General features: G+C 71.7%; 12 protein-coding genes and 3 tRNA genes. 8 read left to right on the forward strand and 7 right to left on the reverse strand.

Annotation, left to right across the window (positions count from 1 at the left end; genetic code table 11):
* Positions 1-111: 111 nt before the first annotated feature.
* Genes purL through purS form a run of 3 tightly spaced genes read right to left on the reverse strand, consistent with a single transcriptional unit; the run spans position 112 to position 3,307 of the window.
* Positions 112-2,370: a phosphoribosylformylglycinamidine synthase subunit PurL gene (purL, locus tag ACYQ8Q_RS22505; protein ID WP_460067436.1), complete on the reverse strand. Its 2,259-nt coding sequence runs from the start codon at positions 2,368-2,370 to the stop codon at positions 112-114.
* Positions 2,367-3,047 (reverse strand): phosphoribosylformylglycinamidine synthase subunit PurQ, encoded by a 681-nt coding sequence (gene purQ, locus ACYQ8Q_RS22510; protein ID WP_460067437.1) that lies wholly within the window; start codon positions 3,045-3,047, stop codon positions 2,367-2,369. Before purQ ends, purL begins: the two co-directional genes overlap by 4 nt.
* Positions 3,044-3,307, reverse strand: a complete 264-nt coding sequence (gene purS, locus ACYQ8Q_RS22515) for a phosphoribosylformylglycinamidine synthase subunit PurS (protein WP_460067438.1) — start codon at positions 3,305-3,307, stop codon at positions 3,044-3,046. The genes purQ and purS overlap by 4 nt, the downstream gene beginning before the upstream one ends.
* A gap of 362 nt (positions 3,308-3,669) precedes the next feature.
* On the opposite strand from purS, the gene ACYQ8Q_RS22520 reads away from it, so the two are divergent.
* From ACYQ8Q_RS22520 to ACYQ8Q_RS22555, 8 genes are all read left to right on the forward strand, one after another.
* Entirely contained in the window at positions 3,670-3,987 is a 318-nt protein-coding gene (locus ACYQ8Q_RS22520; RefSeq protein WP_055631821.1) for a histone-like nucleoid-structuring protein Lsr2, read from the forward strand.
* 150 nt (positions 3,988-4,137) lie between these two features.
* Positions 4,138-4,209 (forward strand) — tRNA-Gly (locus ACYQ8Q_RS22525).
* A gap of 80 nt (positions 4,210-4,289) precedes the next feature.
* A tRNA-Gly gene (locus ACYQ8Q_RS22530) sits at positions 4,290-4,362 on the forward strand.
* Between the two features lie 151 nt (positions 4,363-4,513).
* On the forward strand, positions 4,514-5,467 hold the full coding sequence (locus ACYQ8Q_RS22535; RefSeq protein WP_460067439.1) for an ABC transporter ATP-binding protein: 954 nt from the start codon (positions 4,514-4,516) through the stop codon (positions 5,465-5,467).
* Positions 5,468-5,580: 113 nt separating this feature from the next.
* A complete protein-coding gene (locus ACYQ8Q_RS22540; RefSeq protein WP_460073451.1) occupies positions 5,581-6,324 on the forward strand; it encodes an ABC transporter permease in 744 nt (247 codons plus the stop codon).
* A gap of 21 nt (positions 6,325-6,345) precedes the next feature.
* A complete protein-coding gene (locus ACYQ8Q_RS22545; protein ID WP_460067441.1) occupies positions 6,346-7,581 on the forward strand; it encodes a sensor histidine kinase in 1,236 nt (411 codons plus the stop codon).
* Positions 7,578-8,186 carry a response regulator gene (locus ACYQ8Q_RS22550; RefSeq protein ID WP_460067442.1) on the forward strand — a complete coding sequence of 203 codons (609 nt, stop codon included), beginning with the start codon at positions 7,578-7,580 and terminating at the stop codon, positions 8,184-8,186. Before ACYQ8Q_RS22545 ends, ACYQ8Q_RS22550 begins: the two co-directional genes overlap by 4 nt.
* Positions 8,187-8,209: 23 nt before the next feature.
* A tRNA-Gly gene (locus ACYQ8Q_RS22555) sits at positions 8,210-8,285 on the forward strand.
* Between the two features lie 105 nt (positions 8,286-8,390).
* On the opposite strand, the gene ACYQ8Q_RS22560 is transcribed toward ACYQ8Q_RS22555, so the two are convergent.
* The 4 genes from ACYQ8Q_RS22560 to purD form a co-directional block, all read right to left on the reverse strand.
* Positions 8,391-9,290, reverse strand: a complete 900-nt coding sequence (locus ACYQ8Q_RS22560) for a phosphoribosylaminoimidazolesuccinocarboxamide synthase (RefSeq protein WP_460067443.1) — start codon at positions 9,288-9,290, stop codon at positions 8,391-8,393.
* Positions 9,291-9,382: 92 nt separating this feature from the next.
* The gene (locus tag ACYQ8Q_RS22565) at positions 9,383-10,936 is read right to left on the reverse strand and encodes a N,N-dimethylformamidase beta subunit family domain-containing protein (protein ID WP_460067444.1); all 1,554 of its coding nucleotides are present in this window, start codon (positions 10,934-10,936) and stop codon (positions 9,383-9,385) included.
* A gap of 257 nt (positions 10,937-11,193) precedes the next feature.
* On the reverse strand, positions 11,194-13,434 hold the full coding sequence (locus ACYQ8Q_RS22570; protein WP_460067446.1) for a M48 family metalloprotease: 2,241 nt from the start codon (positions 13,432-13,434) through the stop codon (positions 11,194-11,196).
* A 312-nt stretch (positions 13,435-13,746) separates the two neighbouring features.
* Positions 13,747-15,000, reverse strand: a complete 1,254-nt coding sequence (gene purD, locus ACYQ8Q_RS22575; protein ID WP_460067447.1) for a phosphoribosylamine--glycine ligase — start codon at positions 14,998-15,000, stop codon at positions 13,747-13,749.
* Positions 15,001-15,023 lie beyond the last annotated feature (23 nt).

Here is a 15,023-nt window from a genome sequence, read left to right on the forward strand (position 1 = left end):
ACACCGCGCCGCGACGGAACGCGGACACGGGGAAGGCCCCGACCGTCTCGGCGATCGGGGCCCTCACCGTCGTACGCGGACCGCACCCTCGTGCGGCCCCCGCCGGTTCGCCTATGCGAGCAGCGCCGGGATGGTCGCCTCGTGCGCCGTGCGCAGCTCCTCCAGGGAGAGCGCGAACTCGCCCTGGACGTCGACCGTGTCGCCGTCGACGACACCGATGCGGGTGACCGGAAGGCCCCGGGCGCCGCACATGTCGTTGAAGCGGACCTCCTCCGAGCGCGGGACCGCGACCACGGCGCGGCCGGCCGACTCGGAGAACAGGAAGGTGAAGGCGTCGAGCCCGTCCGGTACGACCAGACGCGCGCCCTTGCCGCCGAGCAGCGCCGACTCCACGACCGCCTGGACCAGACCGCCGTCGGACAGGTCGTGCGCGGAGTCGATCATCCCGTCGCGGCTGGCGGAGATCAGGATCTCGGCCAGCAGGCGCTCGCGCTCCAGGTCGACCTTCGGGGGCAGACCGCCGAGGTGGTCGTGGACGACCTGGGACCAGGCCGAGCCGCCGAACTCCTCACGGGTGTCGCCGAGGAGGTAGAGCAGCTGGCCCTCCTCCTGGAAGGCGACCGGGGTGCGGCGGGCGACGTCGTCGATGACGCCGAGGACCGCGACCACCGGGGTCGGGTGGATGGCGGCCTCGCCCGTCTGGTTGTAGAGGGAGACATTGCCGCCGGTCACCGGGGTGCCGAGCTGCAGACAGGCGTCCGCCAGACCGCGGACGGCCTCCGCGAACTGCCACATGACGGCCGGGTCCTCGGGCGAGCCGAAGTTCAGGCAGTCGGAGACGGCGAGCGGCTTGGCGCCGGTGGTGGCGACATTGCGGTACGCCTCGGCGAGCGCGAGCTGGGCGCCGTGGTACGGGTCGAGCTTGGCGTACCGGCCGTTGCCGTCGGTCGCGATGGCGACGCCGAGACCGGACTCCTCGTCGATCCGGATCATGCCGGAGTCCTCGGGCTGGGCGAGGACGGTGTTGCCCTGCACGAAGTGGTCGTACTGCGAGGTGATCCACTTCTTGGAGGCCTGGTTGGGCGAGGCGACGAGCCTGCGGACCTGGTCCTTCAGCTCCTCGCCGGTCTGCGGCCGGGGCAGCTTGTTCGCGTCGTCGGCCTGGAGGGCGTCCTGCCAGTCCGGGCGGGCGTACGGGCGCTCGTAGACCGGGCCGTCGTGGGCGACCGTGCGCGGGTCGACGTCGACGATCTTGCCACCGTGCCAGAAGATCTCGAGGCGGTCGCCGTCGGTCACCTCACCGATGACGGTGGCGATGACGTCCCACTTGTCGCAGATCTCGAGGAACCGGTCGACCTTCTCCGGTTCGACGACGGCGCACATGCGTTCCTGCGACTCGCTCATGAGGATTTCCTCGGGCGAGAGGGTCGAGTCGCGCAGCGGGACGTCGTCGAGGGTGACGCGCATACCGCCGGAGCCGTTGGAGGCGAGCTCGCTGGTGGCGCAGGACAGACCGGCGGCGCCGAGGTCCTGGATGCCGACGACGAGCTTCTCCTGGAAGGCCTCCAGGGTGCACTCGATGAGGAGCTTCTCCTGGAAGGGGTCGCCGACCTGGACGGCGGGGCGCTTCGACGGCTTGGCGTCGTCGAAGGTCTCGGAGGCGAGGATCGACGCGCCGCCGATGCCGTCGCCGCCGGTGCGGGCGCCGTACAGGATGACCTTGTTGCCGGCGCCGGAGGCCTTCGCGAGGTGGATGTCCTCGTGCCGCATGACACCGATGGCACCGGCGTTGACCAGCGGGTTGCCCTGGTAGCAGGAGTCGAAGACGACCTCGCCGCCGATGTTCGGCAGGCCCAGGCAGTTGCCGTAGCCGCCGATGCCGGCGACGACGCCCGGCAGGACGCGCTTGGTGTCGGGGTGGTCGGCGGCGCCGAAGCGCAGCGGGTCGACGACCGCGACCGGGCGGGCGCCCATGGCGATGATGTCGCGGACGATGCCGCCGACACCGGTGGCCGCGCCCTGGTAGGGCTCGACGTACGACGGGTGGTTGTGCGACTCGACCTTGAAGGTGACCGCGTAGCCCTGGCCGACGTCGACCACACCCGCGTTCTCGCCGATGCCGACGAGGAGCGCGTCGGACTGCGGGGCCTTCTCGCCGAACTGGCGCAGGTGCACCTTCGACGACTTGTAGGAGCAGTGCTCGGACCACATGACGGAGTACATGGCGAGCTCGGCGCCGGTGGGGCGGCGGCCGAGGATCTCCACCACCCGCTCGTACTCGTCCTTCTTCAGACCGAGTTCGGCCCAGGGCAGCTCGACGTCGGGGGTCGCGGCCGCGTGCTCGACCGTGTCCAGAGGCGTCCGGCTCATGCGTTGACCAGCTTCTTGAGGATCGAGGTGAAGAACGGGAGACCGTCGGTGCGGCCGGACCCGATGAGGGGCTCGACGGCGTGCTCCGGGTGCGGCATGAGGCCTACGACGTTGCCGGCCTCGTTGGTGATGCCGGCGATGTCGTTGAGCGAGCCGTTCGGGTTGAAGTCCAGGTACCGGAAGACGACCCGGCCCTCCGCCTCCAGCTTGTCGAGCGTGTACGCGTCGGCGACGTACCGGCCGTCCATGTTCTTCAGCGGGATGTGGATCTCCTGGCCGGCCGTGTAGTCGGCGGTCCAGGCGGTGTCCGCGTTCTCCACCCGCAGCTTCTGGTCGCGGCAGATGAAGTGGAGGTGGTCGTTGCCGAGCATCCCGCCGGGCAGCAGATGGGCCTCGGTGAGGATCTGGAAGCCGTTGCAGATGCCGAGGACCGGCAGGCCGGCCTTCGCCTGTTCGATGACGGTCTCCATCACCGGCGAGAAGCGGGAGATGGCACCGGCGCGCAGATAGTCGCCGTACGAGAAACCGCCGGGCAGGACGACCGCGTCGACCTGGTGGAGGTTCTTGTCCTTGTGCCAGAGGGCGACCGGTTCCGCGCCCGCGAGGCGGATCGCACGCTGGGTGTCCCGGTCGTCGAGGCTGCCCGGGAAAGTGACGACGCCAATACGAGCGGTCACTTCGCGGCCTCCGCGACTTCCTCCACCTTGACGGTGAAGTCCTCGATCACGGTGTTGGCGAGGAAGGATTCCGCAAGATCGTGGATCCGGGTGAGGGCGGCCTCGTCGACCGGCCCGTCAACTTCCAGTTCGAATCGCTTTCCCTGACGTACGTCGGAGATGCCTTCGAAACCCAGGCGCGGCAGTGCGCGCTGCACCGCCTGGCCCTGGGGGTCGAGGATCTCCGGCTTGAGCATGACGTCGACTACGACGCGTGCCACTGGCACTCCCGGTGGTGTGGTGCTGAGCAGGTTCCTGCGGTGTCTCCGACAGGTGCCTTCAGACTACCCGTACAAAATTTCTACGCGAGTAGAGTTGTAGGAATCTACGTGAGCGTCATCACGATCAGGTATCGGACCAGTGCCTCCGCGAAAAGTTCAGGGAAAGATCCGGGGTGCACCCGTGTTCCCTATTGCGCTGGGACACGCGGACAGATTTAGTCGGGCTTCACATTCGATTGCCGGGCACTGTACAAATGAATTGGCAATAGCCGATACTTTGCCCCATAACTGGCGGACAGTCGACATCTCCGTGGCGTCTTGGCACGTCATCGCAGAGCTGTCGCACGAAGGGACCGATATTCGTGGCGCAGAAGGTCGTGGTCACTCTCTTTGACGACATCGACGGCTCGGAAGCGGCGGAAACGATCGCCTTCGGACTCGACGGCAAGTCGTACGAGATCGACCTGAATGAAGCCAATGCCAAGAAACTGCGTAAGGCGCTCGCGCCCTACGTGGAGGCCGGCCGCAAGCGGTCGAAGTCCGGCAAGGCGTACAAGCAGACGGAGGTCGCGCCCGACCCGGCGGCCGTGCGCGCCTGGGCCCAGGCCAACAAGATGGAGGTGCCCGCCCGCGGCCGCATCCCCAAGAAGGTCTACGAGGCGTTCGCCGAGGCGCAGTAGCCCGGCGGCCGTTCGAGCCGCTCCCGCGGTGGTCCCCGGGGCCGTCAGCACGGCCCGGGGACAACCGACTTGCGTTACCCCCCACATGGTCGGCTAATGTCTGGAGCACGCCGCCGGGCGGGGCCGAAAAGCCCAGCTCACGGAGGCCACGCGGGTGTAGTTCAGTAGTAGAACATCCCCCTTCCAGGGGGAAGGCGCAGTGTGCGATCCCTGTCACCCGCTCTGCATCACCGTCCTGACCACGGTCGTGGATCAGGTAGGCTGGTGCTCGCGCCGATCGGTGAGAGCCGGTCGGAGGCAATGCGGACGTAGCTCAGTTGGTAGAGCGCAACCTTGCCAAGGTTGAGGTCGCGAGTTCGAGCCTCGTCGTCCGCTCGGGAATGAGACCCCGGTCCATCGGACCGGGGTCTTTTCGTGTGTTCCCCTTCGTGTTCCCGTTCGGGCGCCGCAGTCACCTGACATTTGTCATACGGAGTGATGACACCTCGCACTGCTGTCGGCCGCTGTCCGACGGGAGCCTTGAGGCATGGACACGAATGAACACGTGATTGAGGTCACCGGCCTCCGGCGTGTGTACGGGGGCGGGTTCGAGGCGGTCCGTGGAATCTCCTTCCACGTCGACCGCGGTGAGATCTTCGCACTGCTCGGCACCAACGGCGCCGGCAAGACATCGACTGTCGAACTGCTGGAGGGCCTCGCGCGCCCGGACGCCGGACACCTCCGTGTCCTCGGCCACGACCCGTACACCGAGCGGGCCGCGGTCCGGCCGCGCACCGGCGTGATGCTGCAGGAGGGCGGCTTCTCCTCCGAGCTGACCGTCGCGGAGACCGCGCGGATGTGGGGCGGCTGTGTGAGCGGCGCCCGGCCCGTCGGGGAGGCGCTGACCCTGGTCGGACTCGCCGGCCGGGCGGACGTACGGGTCAAGCAGCTCTCCGGCGGTGAGCGGCGCCGCCTCGACCTGGCGCTGGCCCTGCTCGGCGACCCCGAGGTGCTGTTCCTCGACGAGCCGACGACCGGTCTGGACGCCGAGGGCCGCCGCGGCACCTGGGACCTGGTCCGCGCCCTGCGCGCCTCCGGTACGACAGTGCTGCTGACCACGCACTACCTGGAGGAGGCCGAGCAGCTCGCCGACCGGCTGGCCATCCTGCACCAGGGGCGCATAGCCGCCTCCGGGACACCCGCCGAGGTGACCGCGGCCCAGCCGTCCCGGATCGCCTTCGAGCTGCCCGAGGGGTACTTCGTCGGCGATCTGCCTCCACTCGGCGAACTGGGCGTGTGCGATCACGAGGTCGAGGGACGCGTGGTCCGGCTGCGGACCCGGGAGTTGCAGCGGACGGCCACGGCACTGCTGGTGTGGGCCGAGCGGGCGCGGGTCGAGCTGCGGGGGCTGGATGTGCGGTCGGCCTCGCTGGAGGAGGCGTTCCTGGGCATCGCCCGGGAGGCGTCGGAGCGTACGAAGGCCGAGGGGGCTGTGGCATGAGCGGGAACACGGTGAACGGCGGGACGGGTGAGAACACGATCGTGGGTGGCGCGAGCGGCAGCACGGCGGCCCAGAGCGCGGTCAAGGGTGGGGTGACGACCCCGGCGAGCCGGATGGCGGCCCTCGCGCGGGCCGAACTGACCCTGCTGGGGCGCAGCAGAAGCACACTGCTCTCGGCGGTGCTGATGCCGCTCGCGCTCCCGTTCAGCTTCGGGCCCCTGATCGACGACATGCACGTGGAGGACGTCGGTCTGACGATCGGTCTGGTGCTGCTGCCGGCGGCGATCGGCTTCTCCCTGCTGTTCGGGGTGTACTCGGCGCTGACCGCCATCTACACCGTCCGGCGCGAGGAACTGGTCCTGAAGCGACTGCGCACCGGGGAGCTGCGGGACACCGAGGTCCTGGGCGGGACCGCGCTGCCGGTCCTGGTCACGGGGCTGGTGCAGTCCCTGGTGCTGGTGGCGGCCTCCACCGTCGTGCTGGACATACCCGCGCCCAAGGCCCCCCATCTCGCCGTCCTGGGGCTCCTGTTGGGTCTGGCCCTCTGCGCGGCCCTGGGGGCGCTCACGGGGGCCCTGACCCGGACCGTGGAGAGCGCCCAGGTCACCCCCCTGCCGTTCGTGCTGGTCTCGATGATGGGCTCCGGGGTGACCGTCCCCCTGGAGATGCTGCCCGACAGGGTCGCCTCGGTCTGCGAACGGCTGCCGCTGTCCCCCGCGATCACTCTGATACGCGGCGGCTGGACCGGCGACCTCTCCGCCTACGAGGCGCTGGGGGCGATATCCACAGGCCTGGCCTGGACCGTGCTGGCGGTGTTTGCTGTACGGCGGTGGTTCCGGTGGGAACCGCGGCGCTGAGACGGGGGACGAGGGGAAGACATGCGCGGGCCGGGGGGCTGGTGGCGGGGGAAGAGCACACCGGCGAAGTTCGAGACGTACACACGGTGGTCGTTCCACTTCTTCGGGGTGAGCGAGATCCTCGGGGTCGGTCTGCCGGCCGTCGGTTCCCTGGGGCCCGGACTCGGCAGCGCGCTGCTGGCCCTGGTCACCGTGCACGCCGCGCTCTGCATGCTCACGGTGTCACGGGGGCTGGACTGGACGCGCGGCCGGCGCCCCCAGCCCGTGCGGCTGCTGTGGACGCTCGCCTCGCTCACCGCCGCCATAGCGGTGGTGGCCATCCTGATCGCCCAACGGGGTCCCGACCGCGAGAGCGTGGACGCGACCGCGGGTGCCGTCTTCGGGGTCGTACTGGTCATAGGGGTGGGGGTCCTCACCCTCGGCGTGCGGGACCGGCGGCAGGTGTACGCGATAGTGACCGGCTTCTCGCTCGGCGCGGGAGCCGTCTGCTTCCCGCTGAACGTGCCGCCGCCCGACGCCGTCCTCAGCATGGTGGGCGTCTTCCTCGGCTCCGGGCTGCTCGCCTTCACCGCGCTCTTCTCCGTCTGGCTGCTCGACGCCGTCTACCAGCTCGACGAGGCCCGCGAGACCAGGGCCCGGCTCGCCGTCGCCGAGGAGCGGCTGCGCTTCGGGCGGGATCTGCATGACGTGATGGGGCGCAATCTGGCGGTGATAGCGCTGAAGGCAGAGCTGGCGGTGCAGCTGGCCCGGCGGGGGCGGCCTGAGGCGGTGGAGCAGATGATCGAGGTGCAGCGGATAGCGCAGGACTCGCAGCGGGAGGTGCGGGAGGTCGTACGGGGCTACCGGGAGGCCGATCTCGCAGTGGAACTGGCGGGTGCGCAGGGGGTGTTGACGGCCGCCGGCATCGACTGCGAGGTGCGCGGGAAGGCGGACGGGCTGCCCGGCGAGGTGCAGTCGGCACTCGGCTGGGTGGTGCGGGAGACGACGACGAACGTGCTGCGGCACGGGGACGCGCGGCGGTGCTCGGTGGGGCTCCGGATCGCGGAGAGGTGTGTGGTGCTGACCGTGGAGAACGACGGGGCCGAGGCCGCGCACGACGAGGCCGGCGGTGGCGGATCGGGGCTCGCCGGGCTGCGGGAGCGGCTGCGGCAGGTCGAGGGGACGCTGGCGGCCGGTTTCGCCGGGCCCGGGGTGTTCCGGGTGGTGGCCGAGGTGCCTCTGGACAGAACGAGCAGGGTGAAGGAGGTCACTTCATGACGGTGCGTGTGCTGCTCGCCGACGACGAGCATCTGATCCGGGGTGCGCTGGCCGCGCTGCTCTCCCTGGAGGACGATCTGCTGATCGTCGCGGAGGCGGCCACCGGACCGGAGGCCCTGGCGATGGCGCGGGCGCATGCACCGGATGTGGCCGTGCTGGATCTGCAGATGCCGGGCGCGGACGGTGTGAAGGTCGCCACATCGCTGCGGACCGAACTGCCCGGCTGCCGGGTGCTGATCGTGACCAGCCATGGCCGGCCGGGGCATCTGAAGCGGGCGCTCGCGGCGGGGGTACGGGGTTTCGTCCCGAAGACGGTGAGCGCTCAGCGGCTCGCGGAGATCATCCGGACCGTGCACTCCGGAAACCGTTACGTCGATCCGGAGTTGGCCGCCGATGCCATAGCGGCCGGGGATTCGCCGCTGACCTCGCGCGAGGCCGAGGTGCTCGAACTCGCCGCCGAGGGGGCGCCCGTCACGGAGATCGCCGAGCGGGCCGGGCTGTCGCAGGGGACCGTGCGGAACTATCTCTCGTCGGCCGTGTCCAAACTGGGGGCGGAGAACCGGCACGCGGCGGTGCGTCTCGCTCGGGAGCGGGGTTGGGTATAGTTGGCCTCGCGCCACGGCGCAGTGCGGACGTAGCTCAGTTGGTAGAGCGCAACCTTGCCAAGGTTGAGGTCGCGAGTTCGAGCCTCGTCGTCCGCTCCAGTGAAACCCCGGTCCGGTGGGCCGGGGTTTTTTGCATGTGGGTTCTCGCTTGCGCCGGGGGAAGCGGTCCGGGTGGGCCCCCGCAGGTCACGGGGGCCGTCCCGGTCAGGACCAGGTCAGACCCGTCAGACGCTCGTAGGCCTCGATGTACTTGGCGCGGGTCGCGTCGACGATCTGGCGGGGCAGCGGCGGCGGGGGCTGCTCGCTCTTGCGGTCCCAGCCGGACTCGGGGGAGGTGAGCCAGTCACGGACGAACTGCTTGTCGTACGACGGCTGGGCACGGCCCGGCTGCCACTGGTCGGCCGGCCAGAAGCGGGAGGAGTCCGGGGTGAGGACCTCGTCGGCGATGACGAGGGTGTCGCCGTCGAAGCCGAACTCGAACTTGGTGTCGGCGAGGAGGATGCCGCGGTCGCGGGCGATGTCGCGGGCGCGGCCGTAGACGGCGAGGGTGGCCTGGCGGAGCTGGGCGGCGGTGTCGGCGCCGACCTGACGGGCGACCTCCTCGTAGGAGACGTTCTCGTCGTGCTCGCCGACGGCGGCCTTGGTGGCCGGGGTGAAGATCGGGGCGGGCAGTTCGCTGCCGTCGACCAGGCCCTCGGGGAGGGCGAGGCCGCAGACCGTGCGTGACTCGACGTACTCGACGAGGCCGGAGCCGGTGAGATAGCCGCGGGCCACGCACTCGACCGGGAGCATCCGCAGGGACTTGCAGATCAGGGTACGGCCGGCCCAGTCGGCGGGGGCGCCGGGGGGCAGTTCGGTGCTAAGGACGTGGTTGGGAACCAGGTCGGCGAGCTGGTCGAACCACCACAGGGAGAGCTGGGTCAGGACGCGTCCCTTGTCGGGGATCTCGGTCGGCAGCACCCAGTCGTAGGCGGACATACGGTCGCTGGCGACCATCACGAGGTCGCCCGCCTCGTTCTGGTACAGCTCGCGCACCTTGCCGGTGTGCAGATGCACCAGGCCCGGCACCTGGAGGGGCTCGGGCTTTTCTACGAATCCGGACACGGTTCCTCCCCGTGGTTCTGTCCTAGGCCTTGATTGTCCCGTACGTCGGGATGGATCAAGGACGGAGGGTCCGTCGCCCCGGTGGGGAGGTGTCAGTCGCGCTTGCAGATGCGGTCGAGGAGGTTGGCGGTGGCGCGCTGGATCCGGGGGTCGACATGGCCGGGGCGATCGAGTGCGGGGGACCAGGCGAAGGTGCCGGAGGCGAAGACGAGGGCGCCCGAGGGGGCGCGGTACAGGGAGGTCTCCTGGTGGCGCAGGACGCCTTCTGGGTCGGTGTACGGGGAGTGGGCGAGGAGGATGCGGTCCTCGTGGGGCGGGAGCGGGGTGCGCGGGAAGTAGCGGTCGGCCTCGCCCGCGACCAGGCCCTCGATGCCCTCGCCCTCCTCGGTTCCGGTGGCCTCCCAGAGCCAGTGGTCGGCGTTGCGCACGATCAGTGGATGCGGCTCGGGGACGCGGCCGGCGTACTGGATGCCGACCAGCTGCTGCTCGGCGCGGTCGATCTCCCGCCAGAGGACGGACTTGCCGGGGCCCCGGCGTTTGCGGCAGCTGAGCAGCCGGGCGGGGACTCCGGACGGGGACGGGCCCAGCTCCACCTGCCAGTACAGGCTGTTGGCGGAGAGGAAGACCAGGGAGGTGCCGCTGTCGCGGGCGAGTTCGACCGTGCGGCGCATGTTCGCCGACCAGTACTCGTCGTGGCCGGGGAAGACCAGGCCCCGGTAGCGGGTGGGGTCGACCTGGCCGGAGTGCAGATCGCGGGCGTCGGCGTAGGCGAGGTCGTAGCCGTAGCGCTCGGCCCAGCGGATGACGTCGTAGGCATGGCCGACGTGCAGGGGCAGGCCCGCGCCCGCGTACGGCCGGTCGAAGGAGACCGTGGTCGCGGCGTCGGCCTCGCCGAGGAGCCGGCCGTTCCCGTCCCAGGCGTGGTAGAAACTGGCGCCGGTCCGGCCGTCCTCGGGGTAGAGGTTGTAGGCCTGCCAGGTGACGTCCGGCAGGAGCAGCAGCAGATCGGCGGGGTGCTGGTCGCGGACCGTGAAGGGGATGTGGGAGCGGTAGCCGTCGGCTGTGGTGAGGACGGCGACGTACGCCCCGACGCTCCAGTACGAGGGGATCTGGAGCCGCCAGGAGAGCCACCAGTGGTGGCAGGAGACCGTGCGGTCGGCGGTCAGCGGCGGGGGCTGGACGATGCCGGCCAGACGCGGGCTGGTGGTGATCTTGGCGGCGCCGGCCCCGTCGTAGTGCCCGATGCGGTAGATGTCGACGCTGAACTCCTGGGGCGGGTCGACCGTGATGTGGAAGTCGACGGCCTCGCCGGGGGCGACCGGGCCGGTGGAGGTGAAGCCCTTGATCTGGCGGCGGACGTCGTCGGCGGAGCGGGGGACGCCGGACGCGGACGCCGGGCCGGGCGCGGTGCGGGGACCCGGGACCTTGGGGCCGCCCTCACCGCCCGGCGCGCCCTGCCTGCCCTGCCTGCCCTGCCTGCGCGCGGGGGCCGGGTCGACGTACCAGGGAACGACCTGGCCCGTGTCGTCGAAGTACGTCTCGCTGCCGCGCAGCCAGGGGACGGGTCCCTGGCCGAAGGGATCCGTCACGGCGTGGGCCAGTGCTCCCGACTCCCAGCGGCGGATGTGCTCCGGTCCCGGTGCCATGGCGCTCCCCTCCCTGGTGCCCCGTGATCGTCCGGCGGTGCGGTCGCTTCGCGCTGTACGCCGACTGACCGGCCGGCAGGTCGGCTGTCCTATGTCGCACGCCCATGCCATGGGCGCGATCGGTCCCAGCACATCACATAACGCGCGCAGACAGTCACTATTCGTTGCGAATTGGCCGAAAGTGGAACCAGGGGGTCCGTTCCGGGCGGGCAGGGTGGGGCTGGGTGCGGTCAGGGGTGGCCGTGCGGGTGGGGAGGTCAGCCGAGGCGTACCGGCTTCTCGGGGCGTATGCCCAGCTCCACCAGCCAGGCGCGCAGGGGAGTCGCGTCACCGTCCTCCACCAGACTGAGAACGCGGGGGGTGAGGTCGGCCACCCGCTCGCCGTCGACGAGGAGGGTGGGGCCGTCGAGCCAGTCGAGGCCGGGGGTCGCCCCGACGGTGTCCATCGCGGCGCAGCACACCATCGCCGTGACGTGGTCGGCGAGCAGTTCGCGGTCGGTGCGTGGGGGCTGCAGCGGGAAGAGCGGAAGCGCGCCGTCCTCCCAGAGGGGTCCGTCGGGGCCGCCCTGGCCACCGCTGGGCGCCGGAGGCTTCGCCGCCGTCGCCGTCGCCTCCTCCCGCGCCACCTCCGAACCGAGCCGCGCGGCGAGCGCCGAGCAGCGGGGGCTGGGGGCGGGGAGACCGTCCCCGTCGTCGTCCTCGTCGCCCCCGATCCCGGGATCGGCCCCGATCCCGAGTTCGGCGGCCCCGATCCCGAGTTCGCCCCCGATGCCTGCGCCGTCGTCGGGTCGGGTGGGGGGTGCTGTTTCCGTGGGGGCCGGTTCGGCACCCGCCGTGGAGGCGGTGGTGGGAGGTGTCGGGTCGGCGGAGGTCACTGGGGCCGCCGGGTCCGTGGAGGCCACTGCGGCTGTCGGATCCACGGAGGTCGTCGGGGCCGTCGGGGCCGTGGAAGTCACTGACGCCGCCGGATCGGCGGAGGTCACTGGCGCTGTCGGGTCCGCGGAGGTCACTGACGCCGTCGGATCCGCGGAGGTCGTGCGGGCCGTGGGGTCTTCCTTGTGTCCGGTCGGCGGGGGATCGCCTCGGTCCGGCGTGGTGTCCTCGATCGGCAGGGATTCCGTGGTCGACGACCGGTCAGGCCGAGCGATCGTCTTCGGGGCGCCAGGGTGGGTGGGGCTCGTGGGGAGCGGCGGCAGGTCGGGGTCGTCGGCCGTCAGGTGGTCCAGGACGCGGGCCAGGGTGGGGCCGGACGGGTGGTGGGACCCGTGGTCGGAGGTGGGGCGGACGCCGAGGGAGTCGAGGACGCGGTGGAGGCGGGCCGCGTCGGTGCGCCACTTGCGGTCGACGACCTCCTCCGGGTACTCCTGCCAGTCCACCGGGGACCAGTCCGGGCCGCATTCCGCGGGCCCGCCGTGGAAGAGGCGGGCGGCGAGCAGGGAGGCCGCCTCGTCCACCGCGCCAGGCTCTTCGAGCAGGTCGCAGGCGGGGCGCTCACCGAGGCGTGAGGCGAACCCCTCGGCCAGGCGGTCCCGGCGGGAGAGCTCGGTCAGCGCGGCCACGACACCGGCGTCCAGCCGGGAGGGCCAGCGGCCCATCCGCCAGGCCGGCAGCGCGACCCGGGTCAGCAGCCGGTCCCAGCCCGCGTACGCGAGGCCCACCTGCTCCTGGGCGACGATCCGCAGCCCGTAGTCCACCGCCTGGGCGCGCTCGGCGGCCGCGGCGGCCACCCCCCGCTCCATCTCGGCGGCGTGCACCTGGCAGCTGCGCAGCATCAGCCGGCTGACCCAGCCGATGCCGGAGCAGACCAGACGGGCGGCCGGACAGCGCCCTCGGTCGGCGGAGACGGCCACCGCGGCGTCCAGTCCGCGCACGAAGCGCCGGGCCGCGGCTATGTCGGGGTGCGCCGAAGGGCCCGTACCGGCGACGACCGGCGCGAGGACGGCGCGCAGTTCACCGACGCGCATCCACCACAGGAAGGGGGAGCCGATGACGAGGACCGGCGCCGTCGCCGTACGACGGGGCAGGTGGTGGCGGCTCGGGCCCGCACCGGCTATCTCGTCGCCGCGCCGGGGCGCGGGCGGGCCGTGGGCCGGGTGCGTGCGGTCCTCCAGCCAGCTGTCGCAGTCCGGGGTGAGCGCTATGGCGGAGGGCGCGGGGACGTCGAGGCGGTCGGCGAGGTCGCGCACCAGCCGGTACAGATCGGGCGCCGCCTTCTCGGCGACGGCGACCGTGGGGCTGACGGCGGGCCGGGCACGGGCGACGACCAGGCCCACGACCCCGGCGGCGAGCAGGACGACCAGCGCGACCACGCCCACCACCCAGCGGGCGCCGTCCCAGCCCGGGCCCACGAGGTGTCCCGTGGAACCCCCGGCGAAGAGGATCACGGCGGCGGCCGCGGGCAGCAGCGCGACGGCGAGCGCCCGGCTGCGGACCCGCAGCACGGCCAGCGCCCGGGCCCGCGCACTCTGCGCGCCCGTCTCCACTCCCATACCGGTCACGACCGGAACTCACCCCCTCACCGTCTCGCGGTCCTGGCTCGCCTGCTCCTGCTCATTCCCCCACTGTGACACCCGCCACTGACATCGCAATGCCGGTGGGCCAAGTGCCGGAATGCTTGCGCCGCACCCTAGTTGGCGCTCCGGCGTCCGTCAGCCGGATAGCGCAGCGCTCACTCGATGGAATGGCTTTGGGGAAAGGTGCAGGACGGTGGACGGCGATCAGGCCCCGGGTCCCGGAGGAGTCCACGAGGGATTCCCCAGGGGCCCGGGGCCTGGGTGGTGCGGTGGGAATGCGGCGCGTTCGCCGGCGTGTTACGCGCCCGCCGCCGCCTTCGCCGCGATGTCCGTACGGTGCTGGGAACCGTCGAGGCCGATACGCGTGACGGCCTGGTAGGCCCGGTCGCGGGCCTCGGTGAGGTCCGTGCCGGTCGCGGTGACGGACAGCACGCGGCCACCGGCGCTGACGACCGTCTCGCCGTCCTTCCTCGTCCCGGCGTGCAGGACGTACGCGTGCGGGGCGTCCTCGGCGGCCACCGTGTCGAGGCCGGTGATGGCGTCGCCGGTGCGCGGGGTGCCGGGGTAGTTGTGCGAGGCGATGACGACGGTGACGGCCGCGTCCTCGCTCCAGCGCAGACGCTCCAGGTCGGCGAGGGTGCCGGTCGCGGCCGCGAGCAGCACGCCGACGAGCGGGGTCCGCAGCCGGGCCAGGACGACCTGGGTCTCCGGGTCGCCGAAGCGGGCGTTGAACTCGATGACACGGACCCCGCGCGAGGTGATCGCGAGGCCGGCGTAGAGCAGCCCGGAGAACGGGGTGCCGCGGCGGCGCATCTCGTCGACGGTCGGCTGCAGGACGGTCTCCAGGACCTCCTCGACCAGCTTCGGGTCGGCCCACGGCAGCGGCGAGTACGCGCCCATGCCGCCGGTGTTCGGGCCCTCGTCGCCGTCGAGCGCGCGCTTGAAGTCCTGGGCGGGCTGGAGCGGGAGGACCGTCTCGCCGTCGGTGATCGCGAAGAGGGAGACCTCCGGGCCGTCGAGGAACTCCTCGATGACCACACGGTCGCAGGCCGCGGCGTGCGCCTTGGCCGCCTCGAGGTCCTCGGTGACGACGACGCCCTTGCCGGCCGCGAGACCGTCGTCCTTCACGACGTACGGCGCGCCGAACGCGTCGAGGGCCTCGGCGACCTCCTCGGCGGTCGTACAGACGTACGAGCGGGCGGTCGGGACGCCGGCCCCGGCCATGACCTCCTTGGCGAAGGCCTTCGACCCCTCCAGCTGGGCGGCTTCCCCGGACGGTCCGAAGACCGGGATCCCCGCCTCCCGTACGGCGTCGGCGACCCCGGCCACGAGCGGCGCCTCCGGGCCTACGACGACCAGCTCGGCGCCGAGCTCCCGCGCCAGCGCGGCCACGGCGCCGCCGTCCAGGGCGTCGACCTGGTGCAGCTCGGCGACCTCGGCGATGCCGGCGTTGCCGGGCGCGCAGTGCAGCGCGGTGACGGCGGGGTCGAGGGACAGGGAGCGGCACAGGGCGTGTTCGCGGGCGCCGTTACCGATGACGAGGACGTTCACAGGGGTCAGCCTAACGGGAGGGG

The sequence above is a fragment of the Streptomyces sp. YKOK-I1 genome (assembly GCF_054660435.1).

Bases quoted from the DNA above. Each gene is read 5' to 3' on its own strand.
- ACYQ8Q_RS22565 (WP_460067444.1), bottom strand. From the start codon at position 10,936: ATGGCACCGGGACCGGAGCACATCCGCCGCTGGGAGTCGGGAGCACTG.
- ACYQ8Q_RS22540 (WP_460073451.1), top strand. From the start codon at position 5,581: ATGGCGGCCCTCGCGCGGGCCGAACTGACCCTGCTGGGGCGCAGCAGA.
- ACYQ8Q_RS22545 (WP_460067441.1), top strand. From the start codon at position 6,346: ATGCGCGGGCCGGGGGGCTGGTGGCGGGGGAAGAGCACACCGGCGAAG.
- ACYQ8Q_RS22550 (WP_460067442.1), top strand. From the start codon at position 7,578: ATGACGGTGCGTGTGCTGCTCGCCGACGACGAGCATCTGATCCGGGGT.
- ACYQ8Q_RS22535 (WP_460067439.1), top strand. From the start codon at position 4,514: ATGGACACGAATGAACACGTGATTGAGGTCACCGGCCTCCGGCGTGTG.
- purL (WP_460067436.1), bottom strand. From the start codon at position 2,370: ATGAGCCGGACGCCTCTGGACACGGTCGAGCACGCGGCCGCGACCCCC.